The sequence below is a fragment of the Streptomyces sp. Qhu_M48 genome (genome assembly GCF_051305195.1).
GTDB lineage: Bacteria > Actinomycetota > Actinomycetes > Streptomycetales > Streptomycetaceae > Streptomyces.
Genome location: NZ_CP195432.1, coordinates 7,640,823 through 7,656,726 on the forward strand (window position 1 = coordinate 7,640,823; position 15,904 = coordinate 7,656,726).

12 protein-coding genes and 5 tRNA genes are annotated in these 15,904 nt (G+C 73.1%); 4 read left to right on the plus strand and 13 right to left on the minus strand.

Translation table 11 applies throughout. The features are described from left to right. Window positions 1-115: 115 nt before the first annotated feature. The 6 genes from ACRRSS_RS34415 to ACRRSS_RS34440 form a co-directional block, all read right to left on the minus strand. Window positions 116-1,357: an MFS transporter gene (locus ACRRSS_RS34415; protein ID WP_435974895.1), complete on the minus strand. Its 1,242-nt coding sequence runs from the start codon at window positions 1,355-1,357 to the stop codon at window positions 116-118. Continuing rightward, a complete protein-coding gene (locus ACRRSS_RS34420) occupies window positions 1,354-2,394 on the minus strand; it encodes a PLP-dependent cysteine synthase family protein (protein ID WP_435974896.1) in 1,041 nt (346 codons plus the stop codon). Before ACRRSS_RS34420 ends, ACRRSS_RS34415 begins: the two co-directional genes overlap by 4 nt. Before the next feature lie 63 nt (window positions 2,395-2,457). After that, complete coding sequence (locus ACRRSS_RS34425) at window positions 2,458-2,823, minus strand: hypothetical protein (RefSeq protein ID WP_435974897.1); 366 nt, start codon at window positions 2,821-2,823, stop codon at window positions 2,458-2,460. A gap of 159 nt (window positions 2,824-2,982) precedes the next feature. Then, the gene (locus ACRRSS_RS34430) at window positions 2,983-3,723 is read right to left on the minus strand and encodes a MerR family transcriptional regulator (protein WP_435974898.1); all 741 of its coding nucleotides are present in this window, start codon (window positions 3,721-3,723) and stop codon (window positions 2,983-2,985) included. A 115-nt stretch (window positions 3,724-3,838) separates the two neighbouring features. Further along, window positions 3,839-3,912, minus strand: a tRNA-Met gene (locus ACRRSS_RS34435). 53 nt (window positions 3,913-3,965) lie between these two features. Further along, entirely contained in the window at window positions 3,966-4,457 is a 492-nt protein-coding gene (locus ACRRSS_RS34440) for a rhodanese-like domain-containing protein (RefSeq protein ID WP_435974899.1), read from the minus strand. Between the two features lie 194 nt (window positions 4,458-4,651). Between ACRRSS_RS34440 and sigJ the strand changes: the two genes are divergently transcribed. Then, window positions 4,652-5,584: an RNA polymerase sigma factor SigJ gene (gene sigJ / locus ACRRSS_RS34445; RefSeq protein ID WP_435974900.1), complete on the plus strand. Its 933-nt coding sequence runs from the start codon at window positions 4,652-4,654 to the stop codon at window positions 5,582-5,584. Between the two features lie 102 nt (window positions 5,585-5,686). Here the strand turns inward: sigJ and ACRRSS_RS34450 are convergent, their stop codons facing one another. From ACRRSS_RS34450 to ACRRSS_RS34480, 7 genes are all read right to left on the minus strand, one after another. Continuing rightward, window positions 5,687-6,271, minus strand: coding sequence for a phosphatase PAP2 family protein (locus ACRRSS_RS34450; protein WP_435974901.1), 585 nt, complete (start codon window positions 6,269-6,271; stop codon window positions 5,687-5,689). After that, window positions 6,268-7,839, minus strand: coding sequence for a diacylglycerol/lipid kinase family protein (locus ACRRSS_RS34455; RefSeq protein WP_435974902.1), 1,572 nt, complete (start codon window positions 7,837-7,839; stop codon window positions 6,268-6,270). Before ACRRSS_RS34455 ends, ACRRSS_RS34450 begins: the two co-directional genes overlap by 4 nt. A gap of 186 nt (window positions 7,840-8,025) precedes the next feature. Beyond that, window positions 8,026-8,098: transfer RNA gene (locus ACRRSS_RS34460), tRNA-Lys, on the minus strand. A 168-nt stretch (window positions 8,099-8,266) separates the two neighbouring features. After that, window positions 8,267-11,371, minus strand: a complete 3,105-nt coding sequence (locus ACRRSS_RS34465) for a FlgD immunoglobulin-like domain containing protein (protein ID WP_435974903.1) — start codon at window positions 11,369-11,371, stop codon at window positions 8,267-8,269. 225 nt (window positions 11,372-11,596) lie between these two features. Further along, the gene (locus ACRRSS_RS34470; protein WP_435974904.1) at window positions 11,597-14,017 is read right to left on the minus strand and encodes a DEAD/DEAH box helicase; all 2,421 of its coding nucleotides are present in this window, start codon (window positions 14,015-14,017) and stop codon (window positions 11,597-11,599) included. 197 nt (window positions 14,018-14,214) lie between these two features. Continuing rightward, on the minus strand, window positions 14,215-14,904 hold the full coding sequence (locus ACRRSS_RS34475; RefSeq protein WP_435974905.1) for a hypothetical protein: 690 nt from the start codon (window positions 14,902-14,904) through the stop codon (window positions 14,215-14,217). Between the two features lie 107 nt (window positions 14,905-15,011). Continuing rightward, window positions 15,012-15,362 (minus strand): metallopeptidase family protein, encoded by a 351-nt coding sequence (locus ACRRSS_RS34480; RefSeq protein ID WP_033208941.1) that lies wholly within the window; start codon window positions 15,360-15,362, stop codon window positions 15,012-15,014. Between the two features lie 104 nt (window positions 15,363-15,466). On the opposite strand from ACRRSS_RS34480, the gene ACRRSS_RS34485 reads away from it, so the two are divergent. The 3 genes from ACRRSS_RS34485 (at window position 15,467) to ACRRSS_RS34495 (ending at window position 15,749) form a co-directional block, all read left to right on the plus strand. Next, window positions 15,467-15,539, plus strand: a tRNA-Glu gene (locus ACRRSS_RS34485). Between the two features lie 40 nt (window positions 15,540-15,579). Then, a tRNA-Asp gene (locus ACRRSS_RS34490) sits at window positions 15,580-15,653 on the plus strand. Between the two features lie 22 nt (window positions 15,654-15,675). Then, window positions 15,676-15,749 (plus strand) — tRNA-Phe (locus ACRRSS_RS34495). The last annotated feature ends 155 nt before the right edge of the window (window positions 15,750-15,904 follow it).

Genomic DNA, 15,904 nt, shown 5'->3' on the forward strand with positions numbered 1-15,904 from the left:
GCGCGCCCTCCCAGGGTGGCCGTCCCCGCCGGGGGCGGCGACTTCCACGGGGCCGACTGGCGTACCGCCCGGGGCGGCTCACCCCGCCGAGGCCCGGGGCAGCCGGGGGGGCGGCTCACCCCCGCCGAGGCACCGCCCGGCCGCGCGTCCCCTCCTCCGCCAGCCGCCCGCCCCTAGCGAGCAGGGCCATCGCCGCCGCGCACACCAGGCCCACCGCGCACAGCGCGAGCCACGGCACCGCCGACCACCCGGTCACGTCGAGCAGCGCGCCGGTGCCCAGGTTCCCGAGGGTGATCCCGACCCCGCACACCGTGTTGTAGAGCCCGTAGTGGGTAGCCACCCAGCGCCCCCGGGACAGGGCGACCACGGTGTCCATCTCGTACGGGTAGAGCACCGCGTTCGCGACGGCCAGGACGGCCGCGCACAGCAGCAGCCCCACCAGGCCCCGCCCCAGGGCGGCCGGGATCAGGAAGGCCCCGCCCATCAGGGCGAGCCCGAGGACCAGACACCGCTCGCGGCTGAGCCGCCGCCGGCACCAGGCCGTGATCCGCAGCTGCCCGGCGAGGGCGACGAGGGCGGAGACGACGAAGAGCGCCGTGGTGGGACCCGTACCGCCGGCCGCGAGCGGCAGCGCCAGGTAGACCTGGAAGGACAGCACGTACGAGCCGGTCATCGCGAGCGAGAAGAGCCAGAAGGTGCGGTGGGCGAGGACCGTGCGGAACTGTCCCCGCTGCTCCCCCGCGGGCGCCGGACTCCCGCCCCCTACGGGCATGTACCTGAGCTGTACAAGGGTCAGACCGGCGAAGAGGACCGCCGCCACCCCGCAGGTCAGCCGGAACGACACCCCTGTCAGGGCCACCCCGAGGAGCGGCCCGAGCAGGATGCCCGCCTGGTAGTACACCTGGAACAGCGCGAAGGCCTCCACCCGGCGCTCCTCCCCCGCCTCCGCCGCGAGACAGGCCCGGACGGCCGGGTTGAACAGCGCCCCCGCGAGTCCGGTCGCGAGCGAGGCGGCGATCAGCATCGGCAGCGACTGCGCGAACGCCAGCGCGCCGAAGCCGACCGTCCGCAGCGCGCAGCCCGCCACGATGAGCGGCTTGAAGCCGAGCCGGTCGGCGAGCGCCCCGCCGACGAGGAACATGCCCTGCTGGGAGAGGTTCCGGGCGCCGAGGACGAGCCCGACCGCCCACGCCGCCATGGAGAGCCCGTCCGCGAGGTGCGCGGCCAGAAAGGGCATCAGCATGTAGAAGCCGAGGTTGATGGTGAGCTGGTTGAGGAAGAGGAGCCGTACGGCCGGTTCGAAGGTACGGCTCTGCTTCCAGACCCCGCCCCGGGCCGGTGCCGTCGTGGTGCTCAACGCACTCGCCCCGCCCGCTCCGTGACCTTGCGGGTCCAGCCGTCGACGGGCACCCCGGCCTCGTATCCGGCCGGGTCCTCCCGTACGGGTCCGGCGAGGAGACCGTGCGCCGCGCAGAACTCGTCGTTGAAGACGGTGTCGAAGTACCGCTGCGGTCCGTCGGGGAAGACGGCCGCGATCCGCGTCCCGCGCGGCCGGGTACGGGCCAGCCACCCGGCGACCAGCGCGACCGCGCCCACGCTCCAGCCGCCCGTCGCGAACTGGCGCGAGGCCAGCCGGCGGGCCGCCCGTACCGCCTCCGCGGGGCCCACCCAGTGGATCTCGTCGAAGGCCCCGTGATCCACGTTGCCCGGGTGGATGGAGGAGCCGAGCCCCCGCATCAGCCGCTCCCCGGCGGGCAGCCCGAAGACGGCGGAGCCGACGGAGTCCACGCCGACCAGTTCCAGCGCGGGACTGCCGGTGGCGCGCAGCGCCCGGGAGATCCCGGCCGAGTGGCCGCCGGTGCCGACCGCGCAGACGAGGACGTCGATCCGGTCGAGCTGCCCGGAGAGCTCGGCGGCGAGCCCCGCGTAGGCGTCGGGGTTGTCGGGGTTCCCGTACTGGTCGGGCCACCAGGCCCCGTCGAGGCTCACCAGCAGCTCGGCGACCCGGTCCATCCGGGCCTGCTGCCAGCCCCCGTGCGCGCTCGGCTCCCGTACGACATGGACGCGGGCGCCGTGGGCGACGAGCATGCGCTCGACGATCGGTTCGAGACCGGGGTCGGTGACGACATGCACCGGATGCCCGTGGAGCACCCCGGCGAGGGCGAGGCCGAGCCCGAGGGTCCCGGAGGTGGACTCGACGATCGGGGCGCCGGGCCGCAGCTCACCACGGCGGCGGGCCTGCTCGACCATGTGGAGGGCGGCGCGGTCCTTGATGCCGCCGAAGTTGAAGCCTTCGAGCTTCGCCCAGTAGCCGTCGTCGGTCCACAGGACCGGGGTGTTGCCGACGGTCTGCTCGGCGACGGGCCGCGGGGCGCCGATCAGTGGTGCGCTCATGGAGGTACGTCCTTGGGGTGGGTACGCGGAAGGGAACCTGGTCACGCGAGTGCGGGACCCTGTTCAGTTCCGGTCCACCCCGAGGGCGATCAGCAGCCGGCCCGGCTCGGGGCCGGGTCCCGCCCTGCCCCGGACGCAGCGCGCGCGGGGGTCGGTGCGGAGGTCGGGCGGGTACGGGAGGGCGTCGGCCCCGCCCGCGTCCGGCGCGGTGAGGGGCGCGGCGGCGGCCTGCGCGGGGAGGTGGGCGTCGAAGGACCAGGCGTCCCCGGACCGCTCGCAGCCGTGCGGCAGGGCGGGGGCGGAGACGACGGTCGCCGAGCCCGCGGGCGGCAGCATGTGCCCGTGCGAGCCGTGGCAGACGCTGACCAGGAGGGCGAGGAGCGCGAGCAGGACGAGCACGGCGGGCGCCCGCCGGCTCACATCACTCACGCGCTCGTCACTCATGGTGCGCGTGACACTACGGTGGGGTACCGGACGCCCGCAAAGAGGCGGGCACGGTTTCGGCCACCGTTCCCTCCGGACGCGGCCGGGGGCACCGGCCTGGGCGGGTCGGAGGCACTGGGGGCGTCGGGGCGGCCCGCGGGTGCGTCAGAGGTTCCGCTCCGCGTAGATCTCCATCGCGTCCCGCACGAGGACGGCCGTGCCCTCACCGTGCTTGTCGTAGTTCGCGGTGAAGCGCGGGTCGTCGACGTACATGCGGCCGAGGCCGATCACGTACTCCTTGCTCGGGGCCGCGGTCGTCGACAGCCAGGCGACCTGGCGCCGCGCGATCGCCTGCACCTCGTCGCTGCCGGCGGCGAGGCCGTCCCTCAGCGCCTGCCCGAAGTCGCGGGCGATGCCGGCCTGTTCGTCCATGAACGCCTTCTTCTGCGCGGCGTCGAGCGAGCGCCACCAGCGGTCGCCCTTCTCGTACGCCTCGCGCCCCCAGCGCTCGCCGACCTCCTCCTCGTACACCGTGTGGTCGAAACCGTCGAACACTTCCTCGGCCATGAGCTCTTCTCCGTTCTCGGTCTTCAGGAGAGTGGTCCGCACCGACGCGATCACGCGCCCGATGCGCTCCCGCTCCTGTTCCAGGAGCGCGAGATGGGTGCGCAGGGCGGCGGAGGTGTTCCGCTGGCCCGCGAGGACCTCGGCGATGGCGGGCAGCGAGAGCCCCAGCTCGCGCAGCAGCAGGATGCGCTGCAGCCGCACGAGCGCCGCCTGGTCGTAGTACCGGTAACCGTTCGCGCCGATCCGGCTCGGCTCCAGCAGTCCGCGCTCCCCGTAGTGCCGGAGGGTGCGGCTGGTGGTGCCGGCCTTCTTGGCGATCTCTTGGATCGACCACTCCATGGGGAAGACGCTAAATCTTGACGCCGCGTCAAGGTCAAGCCGACGCCGCCGAAGGGCGGACACACGACGAAGGCCCGGATCCAGTGACTGGATCCGGGCCTTCGTTGCTACTGAGTAGCGGGGACAGGATTTGAACCTGCGACCTCTGGGTTATGAGCCCAGCGAGCTACCGAGCTGCTCCACCCCGCGTCGGTAAACCTGACTCTACGGCATGACCGGGGTGATCCGGAAATCGGATTCCGTCAGCAGCCGCAGTCGTCGGAATCGACCGGCGCCGTCAGCGGGTCCGCGGCCTTCTCCGCGGGCCCCTCCCAGGTCTCGTACGCGAAGCCCTCGCGCACCCAGTACTCGAAACCGCCGAGCATCTCCTTCACCTGGAAGCCCAGCTCAGCGAGGGCCAGCGCGGCGCGGGTGGCGCCGTTGCAGCCGGGGCCCCAGCAGTACGTGACGACCGGCACGGACCGGTCGAGCAGCCGCTCGGCCTGCTCGGGGATGAGAGCGGTCGGCAGGTGGACCGCGCCGGGGACGTGCCCCTGGTCCCAGGAGGCGGCCGACCGCGAGTCGATCACGACGAAGCCCGGCTCGGTGCCGTCGGCCGCCGAGGCGGCGAGCGTGGACGCCACGTCGGAGACGTCGGCGTGGAAGGCGAGGCTCGCGGAGAAGTACGCGGCAGCGGCGGCGGGAGAGGCCGGCGGAGTGCGGAGTACGGGGTTGACATGCTGCGTCGTCGTCATGGTGATCAATCTACGGACGGGGATCACCGGACTGAACCGAGGATCCACGGCGGTCGGAAGGATCGGCCGGGGAATCCTGGGCGTTCCCCACGAGGCGGCGTGGATCTCACGCACCGGGACCGCGCGACCGGCCGCCCCCGCTTCGATGACCCTCACCGCCGTCACATCGGCGGGGCCTCATCCGTCATGAAGGCATGACGGGACGCGAACGGGGAGATCGACGAGTGAACCACGACAAGGAACTGCTGGCCCGGCGCTTCGAGGCCGACCGGGACCACCTGAGGGCGGTGGCCTACCGGATGCTGGGTTCGCTCAGCGAGGCCGAGGACGCCGTCCAGGAAGCCTGGTTCAAGCTCAGCCGCAGCGACGTCAGCGGGGTGGAGAACCTCAGCGGCTGGCTGACCACCGTCGTCGGCCGCGTCTGCCTCGACATGCTGCGCTCCCGCGGCTCGCGCCGTGAGGACCCGCTGGAGTACTACGTCCCCGACCCCGTCGTCCGGGTCGTCGGCACCACCGACCCGGAGCACGCGGCCGAGGTCACCGAGTCCGTCGGCCTCGCGCTCCTCGTCGTCCTGGAGACCCTGGCCCCCGCCGAGCGGCTCGCCTTCGTCCTGCACGACATGTTCGCCGTCTCCTTCGACGAGATCGCGCGGATCGTGGACCGCAGCCCGGCCGCCACCCGCCAGCTCGCCAGCCGCGCCCGGCGCCGGGTGCGGGACGCCGCCCCGGCCGCCGGGCCCGACGCCCGACGGCAGCGGGAGATCGCCGACGCCTTCCTCGCCGCCGCGCACGGCGGCGACTTCGAAGGGCTGCTCGCGGTCCTCGACCCGGACGTGGTGCTCCGCGCGGACGGCGGCAGGACCCTCGCGGCCGTCTCCAAGCTCGTCCGGGGCGCCGAGGCCGTCGTCGCGCAGGCCCTCACCTACGCCAGGTTCCGTACGGGATCGCTCTGGGTCGAGGTCAACGGCGCGCCCGCGGTCCTGTCGGTCACCGACGGACGCCCGGGCGCGCTCATGGCGTTCACGATCGTCGGGGACCGGGTCGTCGAACTCCACATCCTGGCGGACCCGGAGCGGCTGGCCGCGCTCGACCTCTCGGCGGAGGACCTGGCCCGCGCGACGTACTGAGACGCCGGAGGAGGACCTGGCCAGGGAGACGTACTGAGACGGTCGGGGCCGGTGACCGCGCCGGTGTCACCCACGGGCGCGGTCACCGCCCCTGACCTCCGGTCACTTCCCCCTGGAGCCCGTCAGGGACGCGACGGCCACCAGGGAGACGACCGCGCTCCCGATGCCGAGGACGGCGCCCGCGGCGACATCGCCCGGGTAGTGCACCCCGGTGTGGACGCGGGAGTAGCCCACGGCCATGGCCAGCACCTGGAGCGGTACGGCGGCCGGGGGCAGCACCACGCCCACGGCGGTCGCGAAGGCCACCGCCGACGCGGTGTGCCCGGACGGGAACGAGGCGGAGTCCGGCATCTTCACGTGCCGGCCCACCACCACCCGGGCCGCCTCCCGGTCCGGCCTCGCCCTGCGGACCAGCCGCTTGCCCAGCAGGTTGGCCGAGGCCGAGGCCACGGCGATGGCCCCGACACCCGCGAGGGCGGCGCGACGGGGCCGGCCCGGCACCAGGGCGAGCGCGGCCGCCACCGTCAACGAGATCTTGGAGTGGTCGGCCGCGTGCGAGAGCCTGCGCAGCCCCGCGTCGAGGGTGGGGGAGGGCGTGGCGGCCACGGCGGCGTACACGGCACCGTCGATCGCGCGGAGGTCGCTGAGGACGCCCCGGAGGGAGCCCGTGGTGGTCGTCCCGGTCATGTGCTGCTGCTCCTCGGAGTGGGATGGTCGTGAAGGGCGAGGTCGATGACGCGCCGCCAGTCCAGGCGGGGTCGGGGCTCGATGGCGCCCGGCCGCTGACGGGGCACGAGGACCCGCAGGGCGCGGGGCCGGAGGGTGCAGACGACAGGGGTGGGGAGGATCAGCGCCTCGCCGTCGACGGCCACGGCGATGGAGCCGGGAGGGGGCCCGGGCCAGGAACCGTCGGAACCGGAGGACCCGGAACCGCCGACCTCACCCGACCCACCCGCCACAGACGAGCCACCGACCTCACCCGACCCACTTGCCCCAGACGAGCCACCGGCCTCATCAACGCCACCTGCCCCGCCGAAGCCGCGTGAACCGGCCGCACCTGCCGAGGCCCCGACCCCGGCCGCCTTCCCGGTCACCTCGACCCGAGCGGCCGTCAGGACGTTCAGACCGGCCGACTGGGTGCCCCGTACCACCAGTTCGGCGGCCTGGGCGGCCCCGTCGACCCTGATGCCGATCACCCCGAGCGCCCCCGTGTCCAGACGCGGTCTCCTGGCGGCGGCGGCACCGAACGGATCGGGCGCGGCGTACGCGTTGTTGCTGACGAGGAGCGCCTGCTGCGCGGGCAGCCGGAGGCCGTCGGCGACGGCGTCGATACGGTCGCCCTCGCCGCCCTGGAGCAGGTCGGGCAGGGCCTCGAACGCGGTGCCCGCCTTCGCGTCGCGGTACTCGGGGCGCTGGACGACGTCCGCGTACACGCCGAAGGAGACGGTGTTGACGAAGGCCCGACCGGAGACCGAACCGAGGTCGACCCGGAGTTCCTCACCGTCGACGAGGGCGTTCAGGCAGGTCGACGGGTCGTCGCGGTCGAGGCCCAGGTCGAGGGCGAAGTGGTTGCGGGTACCGGCCGAGATGACCAGGAACGGCAGGTCGTGCTCGGCGGCCACGGCCGCGACGAGCGCCTGCGTACCGTCGCCGCCGGCCACCCCGAGCAGGTCCGCGCCGTCGGCGACGGCCTGTTGGGCGAGCGCGGCGACGTCGGTCTCGGCGGACGGGTCGAGCAGGATGACGCGGGCGCCCAGCTTCTCGGCGCGTTCGACGAGCCCGAAGCGGGTGACTTTCCCGCCCCCGGACTTGGGGTTCATGATCAGCACGGGGCGTCGGGGCCGGGGCCGCCGCCGCCCGCGCGCCAGGTCGGTCCGCTTCTCCCGGCCGCTCCCCTTCACGTCCCGGACGCGGCGCAGGGCGGCCCGCGCGCAGAACAGGGCGGTGCCCCACAGCCCCAGGGCCAGGAGCGCGTTCAGCCACACGCCCGCGACGATGTAGAGACTCAGCACCGCGAGGGGCGCACCGACCACGAGCAGCGCGCCGAGTATCCGCAGCGCACCACGGTGGGCGAGGAACCACCAGATCCCCATCGCCGAAAAGGCGATGCCCGCGAGCCCGCTCACCAGGATCAGCACCCCGCCCGCGCCGATCCCGGTCAGCAGCAGCACGACCGCCGCCGCGACCGCCACGAGCGACCACCGGGCGAGCCGCCGGGCCTCCCCCGCCGGATCACCGGATCCGTTCACCGTCACCGTCCCTACCTCCACGCTCGGCGTCCACGTTCCAGATTCGCCCACGGTGCCGCGTCCCGCGCACGGGAGGATCCGTTCGCGGGAGGGCCCCTACCCGGCCCGGGAACGCGGAAGCGCCCCGACCGGTCGGAACCGGTCGGGGCGCTTCTGGGCGGCCCGGAGGTCGCAACCCCCGCCCGCCCCACGTAGGCCGTGTGGGACTCGAACCCACAACCAACGGATTAAAAGTCCGCTGCTCTGCCAATTGAGCTAACGGCCCGTGGACAAGCACGCCCGTGCAGCATAGCCCGAGAGATCCCCCGAACAGATCGGGTATCCGACACGGGCCGGGCCGCGCGCCGCACCACGGGCCGTCACGGCCCGCCGCGCGGCGCGCTGATCGTAAGGACGCGGCGCGCGGGTCGGAAGGTTCCACGCGCCGCGCACATCAGAACAGGGCCTTGAAGGTGTTCCAGCCACCCGTGCCGATCAGGACGCGGCCGCCGTACCCGCCGACGCACGTGCCCGGGTAGCCGTAGAGCCTGCCCGAGCCGTCGCGGGCGACGAGGTCCGTGCAGCCGTCTCCCGACTGGTCGCCGACGCCGACCACGAAGTTGTAGACGCCCCAGCCGTGACCGATCCGCACGCGCGCGGTGATGCCGCCGGAGGCCGTTCCGTAGTACCGCCACAGCGCGCCGGACGCGTCCAGGCCGACCAGGTCGCCGCGGCCGTCACCGTTCAGGTCACCGGCGCCGGTGATCTTCTTGTACAGCTTCCAGTCGGTGCCGATCCGCACGCGGGACTTCAGCCGGTGGTCGGCCGTACCGGCGTAGAAGTACATGTCACCGGTCGACGCCTGGCGGGCGATCAGGTCCGTGGCTCCGTCGCCGTCGGCGTCGCCCGGGGAGGTCAGTACGTCGTACTGTCCCCAGCCCGAACCGATCGGCGTGTACGGCGAGGAGGCCGAGACCACCTTGCCGCATCCCGGCCGGTACGCCCGCAACTGGTCGCCGACCCGGGCGAGGACGTCCGCGCAGCCGTCGCCGTTCACATCGCCGAAGGGCACCAGGACGGAGCTCGTGGCGAACTTCGCGCCCGTCCCGGCGATCCGCGCCGAGACGCCGCCGTAGCCGCCCCGGTACATGGACACCGCACCGGCCGTGTCCATCGCCAGGAGGTCGCCCTGCATGTCGTTCCCGGCCAGGTCCCGCCAGGACGGCTTGCCGCCGGAGACCGTGATCACGCCCGAGGTGATCAGGTCCTGGCCCTTGCCGTCGGCCGTGGTCGCCGTCAGGTCGTAGTTGTACTGGCCGTTGGGCACGGGCTTGCCCGCCGCCGTCTTCCCGTCCCACGTGACGGCGATGCCGTTGCGGGTCTCGCCGCCGCCGTAGGAGCGGACCAGGGACCAGCTGTACAGGTTGCGCACCGTCAGCTGCCAGCTCGACGCGGGCTTGGAGAGCGTCCAGGACGCCTTCCAGCCGTCCTGCGACCGCATGGCGGCCGGCGGCCTCGCCGAGGCGGTGGTGAGGTCGGAGGTGGGGACGCCCGGCCACACGACGTGGACGCGGTCGTAGGCGTCCGTGTACGCGACGGGGCCGCCGAAGCGGTCGACGGTCCACACCTCCCGGCGGGCGCCGCGTACGGGCGCGGAGTCGACCAGCCTGCGCGCCGCGGGCTTGCCGGAGGTGACGTCCGTGAGGTCGGTGAGCCGGAGGTACGCGTCCGGGTCCCGGTCGACGAGGTAGCCGTCGCCCAGCAGGGTGTCGTCGACCGAGCCCGGGGACAACTGCAGCTTCGTGTTCGTCCGGAGATCGATCACGCCCCGCCGCTGGGCGGGCCCGCACCCCCAGTACAGCCAGCGTCCGGCGGCCGCCTGGATCTCCGTCGGGACGCAGGCCGCACCGGTCGTGACCTTGCCGAGGTCCTTGCCGGTGGCCAGGTCGGTACGGGCCACCTCACCCGCCGCGGCCGTGGCCGTGTACAGGGTGTCGCCCCAGAGGGCCGCGGGCGTGGTCGGCTGCTCGCGGACGACGGCCCCCGCGTCGAGGTCCACGACGCGGGTCCTGCCGCCGCCCTCGAAGACCGCGCGCCGGCCGAAGGCGTCGAGGATCCGTCCGTTCATCTCGCTCGTGGACACCCGCTTCACCTGGCCGGTGGAGGTACGGGCGGTGACTTCGAGCGGCTTGAAGGCGTCGCGGGCCAGATGGACCGTGCGGCCGTCCCCGCTGTCGAACAGCGGCGTGGTCCTCTCCAGCGCCTTGGTCTCGGCGCCCGCCCACACCGGCTGCGGATCACCGGTGTGCAGGGGCCCGACCGGCAGGGTCCGCGCGTAGAAGCCGCTGCCCTTGGAGGTGCCCTGCTCCAGGGTGGAGAGCCGGCCCGCGCCGAGGGCGAGCGCGGCGACCTTCGCCGGGAGCGGCTCCACGCGGCGCAGCTTCTCCAGGACCGGCGCGCCACCGCCCTTGCCCGGGACGGCCTTGAGGAGGGACCAGTCGGTGGCGGAGGTGCCGCCGACGACGGCCGCGCCGCCGCCCGCGATCTGGGTGAGCTCCGGCTCCGCCCCCGTCAGCAGGGTCTGTGCCGGCAGGGTGGGGTGGAGCGCGACGAGCTTCCGCAGCAGGGGCGAGCCGGTGCCGGGGGCCTCGCCCAGGGCGAGGACCCAGTCGCCGACCAGGGCGATGCGGTCGGTGCTCAGTCCCTCGGGGAGGGCGATGGTCAGCTCGGGACCGGTCGGGGCGGTGCGCTCGCGGACGTGGACCGTACGGGCGCGATCCACCCAGGCGATCCGGTCCGGGCTCAGGGCCACCGGGGCGACGAGGACTCCGCCGTCGGGAGTGGGCGCCGGCAGGACCGTCATCCGGCCCGTGCCCAGGTCGACGAGGCCGAGATCGGAGGCGTACGGTTCGGCGGCGCGGCCGAAGCGGACGACGGCCGTGGAGCCGTCGCCGGCCACGAACCGGGCCATGTGCAGGTTGGCGTCCGCGGGCCAGCCGGTGACCGGCGTGCGGGTCCCGTTCGGGTCGTCGGCGCGCACCAGGTAGTACCCGGTGGTCGTGCCGGTGTCCTCGGCGGAGGCGTACCGCTGGAAGAGCAGGGTGTCGCCGACCAGCGCACGGTAGGTCGCGTCGCCCGGTATGTCGAAGGGCCGCTCGGTGCCGGTCTCCAGGTCACGGACGGCGTGGACGCCGATGCCGCGCTGGACGTACAGGTGACGCCCGCCGGTGCCGGACTCGGCGAACGGCAGGAACCCCTTGCCGTACCCCAGTCGGACGCTCTTCGCCGGGTCGGTGAGGTCCGTCCACTCCAGCTCCCCGCCGTACGGCCGGTCGGGGTCCTCCGTCTCGTGCACGTACCCCGTGGGGCCGACGGCGGTGACGGTCTGCTGCCGGGGCACGGCCCGCCAGTTCGGTGTGACGTCCAGCTGGTCGACGCCCACGATCGGCGAGGCCCGCGCGGTCACGACGGGCGCAAGGGCGACGCCCGAGGCGAGGACCGCCGTGGCGAGGACGGCGATACGCGCGCGCGGGCGCCGCGCGGGTGCGAAACGAGACAAGGAGGCCCCTCCCCGGGAAACCTGAAAGTCCGGTTGCTGCCGGACAGCTGCTCACGCTGGTGTGCCGGATTCGGGGAGAAGTCTCCGCCGGGCCCCCTGGCCGGCTCTTCTCACCCACGTCGACCGGCAGAGCGTATCCCGCTCGCACGCGGGTACGACTCAGGGCCCGCCCCGGCACCGAGGTGCGGGGCGGGCCCTGAGCTTCGTTCAGCTGTTCACAGCAGGTCAGCCGTTGCGCTTCCAGCGCGGCTTGTCGTCGCGGCGGCCGAAGCCACCGGTCGAACCGGTCGAGCCGGTCGAACCGGTCGGGCCGGTCGAGCCGGTGCCGCGGTGGTCGTCACGACGGCCGAACGGGCGGTCGCCGCCACCCGAGCGGAAGCCGCCGGCGGGGCGGTCGTCGCGACGGTCACGGTTGAACGGACGGTCGCTGCCACGGTGGCCGCCGGCCGGACGGTCGTCGCGACGCTCGAAGGAGCGGCCGCCACGGTCGTCACGGTTGAAGCCACCCGAGGGGCGGTCGTCACGGTTGAAACCACCCGACGGACGGTCGTCACGACGGAAGCCACCGGACGGACGGTCGTTGTCGCGACGGAAACCACCACGGTCGCCACCACGGTCATCGCGGTTGAAACCACCCGACGGACGGTCGTCACGACGGAAGCCACCGGACGGACGGTCGTTGTCGCGACGGAAACCACCACGGTCGCCACCACGGTCGTCACGGTTGAAACCACCCGACGGACGGTCGTCACGACGGAAGCCACCGGACGGACGGTCGTTGTCGCGACGGAAACCACCACGGTCGCCACCACGGTCGTCACGGTTGAAACCACCCGACGGACGGTCGTCACGACGGAAGCCACCGGACGGACGGTCGTTGTCGCGACGGAAACCACCACGGTCACCACCACGGTCGCCGCCGCGGAAACCACCGCGGTCGCCACCGCGGTCATCGCGGTTGAAGCCACCGCGGTCGCCACCACGGTCACGACGCTCGTAGTTGCCGCGCTCGTCGCGGGCGGGACGCTCCTCGCGGCGCTGCTCCTCGACGCGGGCGGCGCGCTCGGCCTCCACCGCGGCGGCGGCGACCTCGGCCTCGGCGGCCTCGGTCACCTCGGCGACAGCGGCCTCGGGGTCCTCGCCACGCTCACGGGCGGCGCGGGCCACCAGGCGGTCGGCCTCCTCGCGGAGCTCGACGGCGCGGCGCTGCAGGCGCTCCAGCTGCTTGGTCAGGTCGACGACCTCGCGCTCGGCCTGCTTGGCCGAGTTGTTCGCCGAGTCGGCCTGGACCTCGGTCAGCGAACGGGCGCCGGTGATCTCGGCGACCTCGGGGTCGAAGGCTCCGGCACCGCCGACGATGTGGCGCGAGGCGTCGACGCCCGCGTCCTCCATCAGGCGGAAGATCTGGCGGCGCTGGTGCGGCAGGGCCAGGGAGACCACGACACCGGAGCGGCCGGCACGGGCGGTACGGCCCGAGCGGTGCAGGTAGTCCTTGTGGTCGCCGGCCGGGTCCACGTTGAGGACCAGGTCGATGCCGTCGACGTGGATGCCTCGGGCGGCGACGTCGGTCGCGACGAGCGCGTTGACGTAGCCCTTCTTGAAGTCCTCGAGGACACGCGTACGAGCGCCCTGCGTCATGCCGCCGTGCAGCGCGTCGGCCTTGACGCCGGAGTCCTGCAGCTGCTCGGCGATGCGGTCCGCGCCCAGCTGGGTGCGGACGAAGATGATCGTGCGGCCCTTGCGCGCGGCGATGGCGGCGGTGACCGGTGCCTTGTCCTTCGGCTTCACGACGAGGACGTGGTGGGTCATGGTCGTGACGTTGCCCTGCGCACTGTCGACCTCGTGCGTGACGGGGTCGGTGAGGTAGCGCTTGACCAGGGTGCCGATCTCGTTCTCCATGGTGGCGGAGAAGAGCATGCGCTGACCGCCACCGGGGATCTGGTCGAGCAGCTCGGTGACCTCGGGCAGGAAGCCCAGGTCGGCCATCTGGTCGGCCTCGTCGAGTACGGCGATCTTGACGTTCTCGAGGGAGCAGGCGCCGCGGTTGATGATGTCGCGCAGGCGGCCCGGGGTGGCGACGAGGACGTCGACACCGCGCTCCAGGGCGTAGATCTGGTTGCTCATGGAGGTACCGCCGCAGACGACCTTCATCTTGAGGCCGAGCACGTCGCCGTAGGGCTGGAGGGCGTCCGCCACCTGCATGGCGAGCTCGCGGGTCGGCGTGAGGATGATGCCGCGGGGCTTCTTCTTGTCGGTGTGACCGCCGGCCAGGGTGGCGAGCAGCGGCAGACCGAAGGAGAGGGTCTTGCCGGAGCCGGTGCGGCCACGGCCGAGGATGTCCTTGCCGGCCAGGGCGTCCGGGATGGTCGCCGCCTGGATCGGGAACGGGGACGTGACGCCGTTCTGCTCGAGCTTGCGCACGATGCCGTCCGGCAGACCGAGGTCGCCGAAGGTGATGGTGGGCTCGGCGGGCTCCTCGACGGAGTCGTCCGAGTCGATGTCGATGTCGATGTCGATGTCGTCGAGGGTGTCGACGAGCTCGTCGGCGTCGATGACGACCGTCGTGACGATCTCGGTGGCCGCTACGGCCTCGACGATCTCGTCGTTCGCGGGCAGGACGGCGTGGTCAGAACTGAAAATGGACATGCGAAATGCGAAACCTTCCGGAGTCTCGGCACGCGCCCGTCAACTCCGTGATTTCGCAAACGACCGCCTCAATGCGGTCAGCCACGGCTAGGGAGAGTACGCGCCACACGGCGCTCTTCTGTGTCGGCGCCGGGCAATGGGATCAAACGATCTACCACCATACGCACCCTCCCCCACCTATGGCAAATCGGACTCCGTCACACCGGTCCGACCTGGGGAGACGCCATCGGCTCGGGGGGTGCTCCCGGCCCGTCCGCGGCCCGCAGCGCACCCATCTGGGTGTCGGTCCCGGGGGCGGGCGGATCGGTGGGGTTCGAGGTCGGTTCCGGCGTCGGCTCCGGCGTCGGGACGGTGGGCTCCGGCGTCGGCTCGGGGCTCGGGACGGTCGGCTCCGGCGTCGGTGTGGCACCGCCGCCGACATCGCCCGAGCCGCCGCTGTTCCCGCCGCTGCCGCCGCCCGCGCTGCCGTTCCCGCCGCTCCCGCTCCCCGTGGAGCCGCCCGCGGCTCCGCCCGGGCCGTCCGAGCCGCCGGTCGGCTGCGGCTTCGACGGGCCGGGGCCACCCGGGCCCTCCACCGGCAGCACCGCGCCCGCGGAGGGCTTCGCCGCGCCCGAGGGCGAGCCGCTCGGCACCGGGGTCTCGCTGCCCGAGCCGGCCACGTCCGGTCCGCCCGCGTCCGGCCGGCCGTTCCAGGACCCGCCGTCACCGCCGGGCAGACCCCCACCGCCGCCGTCGGACCCGGTCGCCACGCCCCGCTTCCCGCCGGACGCGCCGGGCGTCGGCTTCGCCCCCTCGTCACTCACACTCATACAGCCGCTCAGACCGGCACAGGCCGCGACGGCCAGCGCGGTGGCGGCCCATCTCACCGGGGTGGGCAAATGGCGCACGGGGGCACCTCCAGAACACAACAGGCAGGAACGGAACGCGTCGCACTGCCCAACTCCCCTGACGCCACAAGGGACACGCCCGGAGCCCAACCCGCCCGGACGTCGGCTCAGCCGTAGCCGAGCGCGTGCAGCCGCTCGTCGTCGATGCCGAAGTGGTGGGCGATCTCGTGCACCACGGTGATCTCGGTCTCCGCGACCACGTCCTCCCGCGACTCGCACATCCGCAGGGTCGGCCCCCGGTAGATCGTGATGCGGTCGGGCAGCACACCGGCGTACCACTCACCGCGCTCGGTCAGCGGCGTCCCCTCGTAGAGCCCGAGCAGCTCGGGATCGTCGGGGGCCGGCTCGTCCTCCACGAACACCGCGACGTTGTCCATCAGCCGCGTCAGCTCCGGCGGAATCCGGTCCAGGGCCTCGGCGACAAGCTCTTCGAACTCCTCGCGCGTCATCTCCAGCACGCGCCCATTGTCCCCCCGCCGGAAACCGTTTTGGCGATAGCGGCCGTCATCCCATATGCTTCTCACGTCCCCGACGCACTGAGAAGTGCGCAGGTGAGCCTCTAGCCCTCATCGTCTAGTGGCCCAGGACGCCGCCCTTTCAAGGCGGTAGCACGGGTTCGAATCCCGTTGGGGGCACGCATCACCGTGTGCGAGACTAGTGATCGCGCACAAGCTTGGCTCTGTGGAGCAGTTGGTTAGCTCGCCACCCTGTCAAGGTGGAGGTCGCGGGTTCAAGTCCCGTCAGAGTCGCTGAAGCTGGAAACGGCTTCGTGGCTGGGTAGCTCAGTTGGTACGAGCGATCGCCTGAAAAGCGATAGGTCGCCGGTTCGACCCCGGCCCCAGCCACAGTCAGAAGGCCCCGTTCGAAAGAACGGGGCCTTCTTCGTGTTCCGACGGGCCGGTACGGGAAGGGCCTCGGCGCCCCCGGTCCGCACGGCGGCTCCGTACGGGCGAAGGGCGCGCGCCTCCCCCAGCTCCGTACGGGGAAGGGGCCCGCGCCC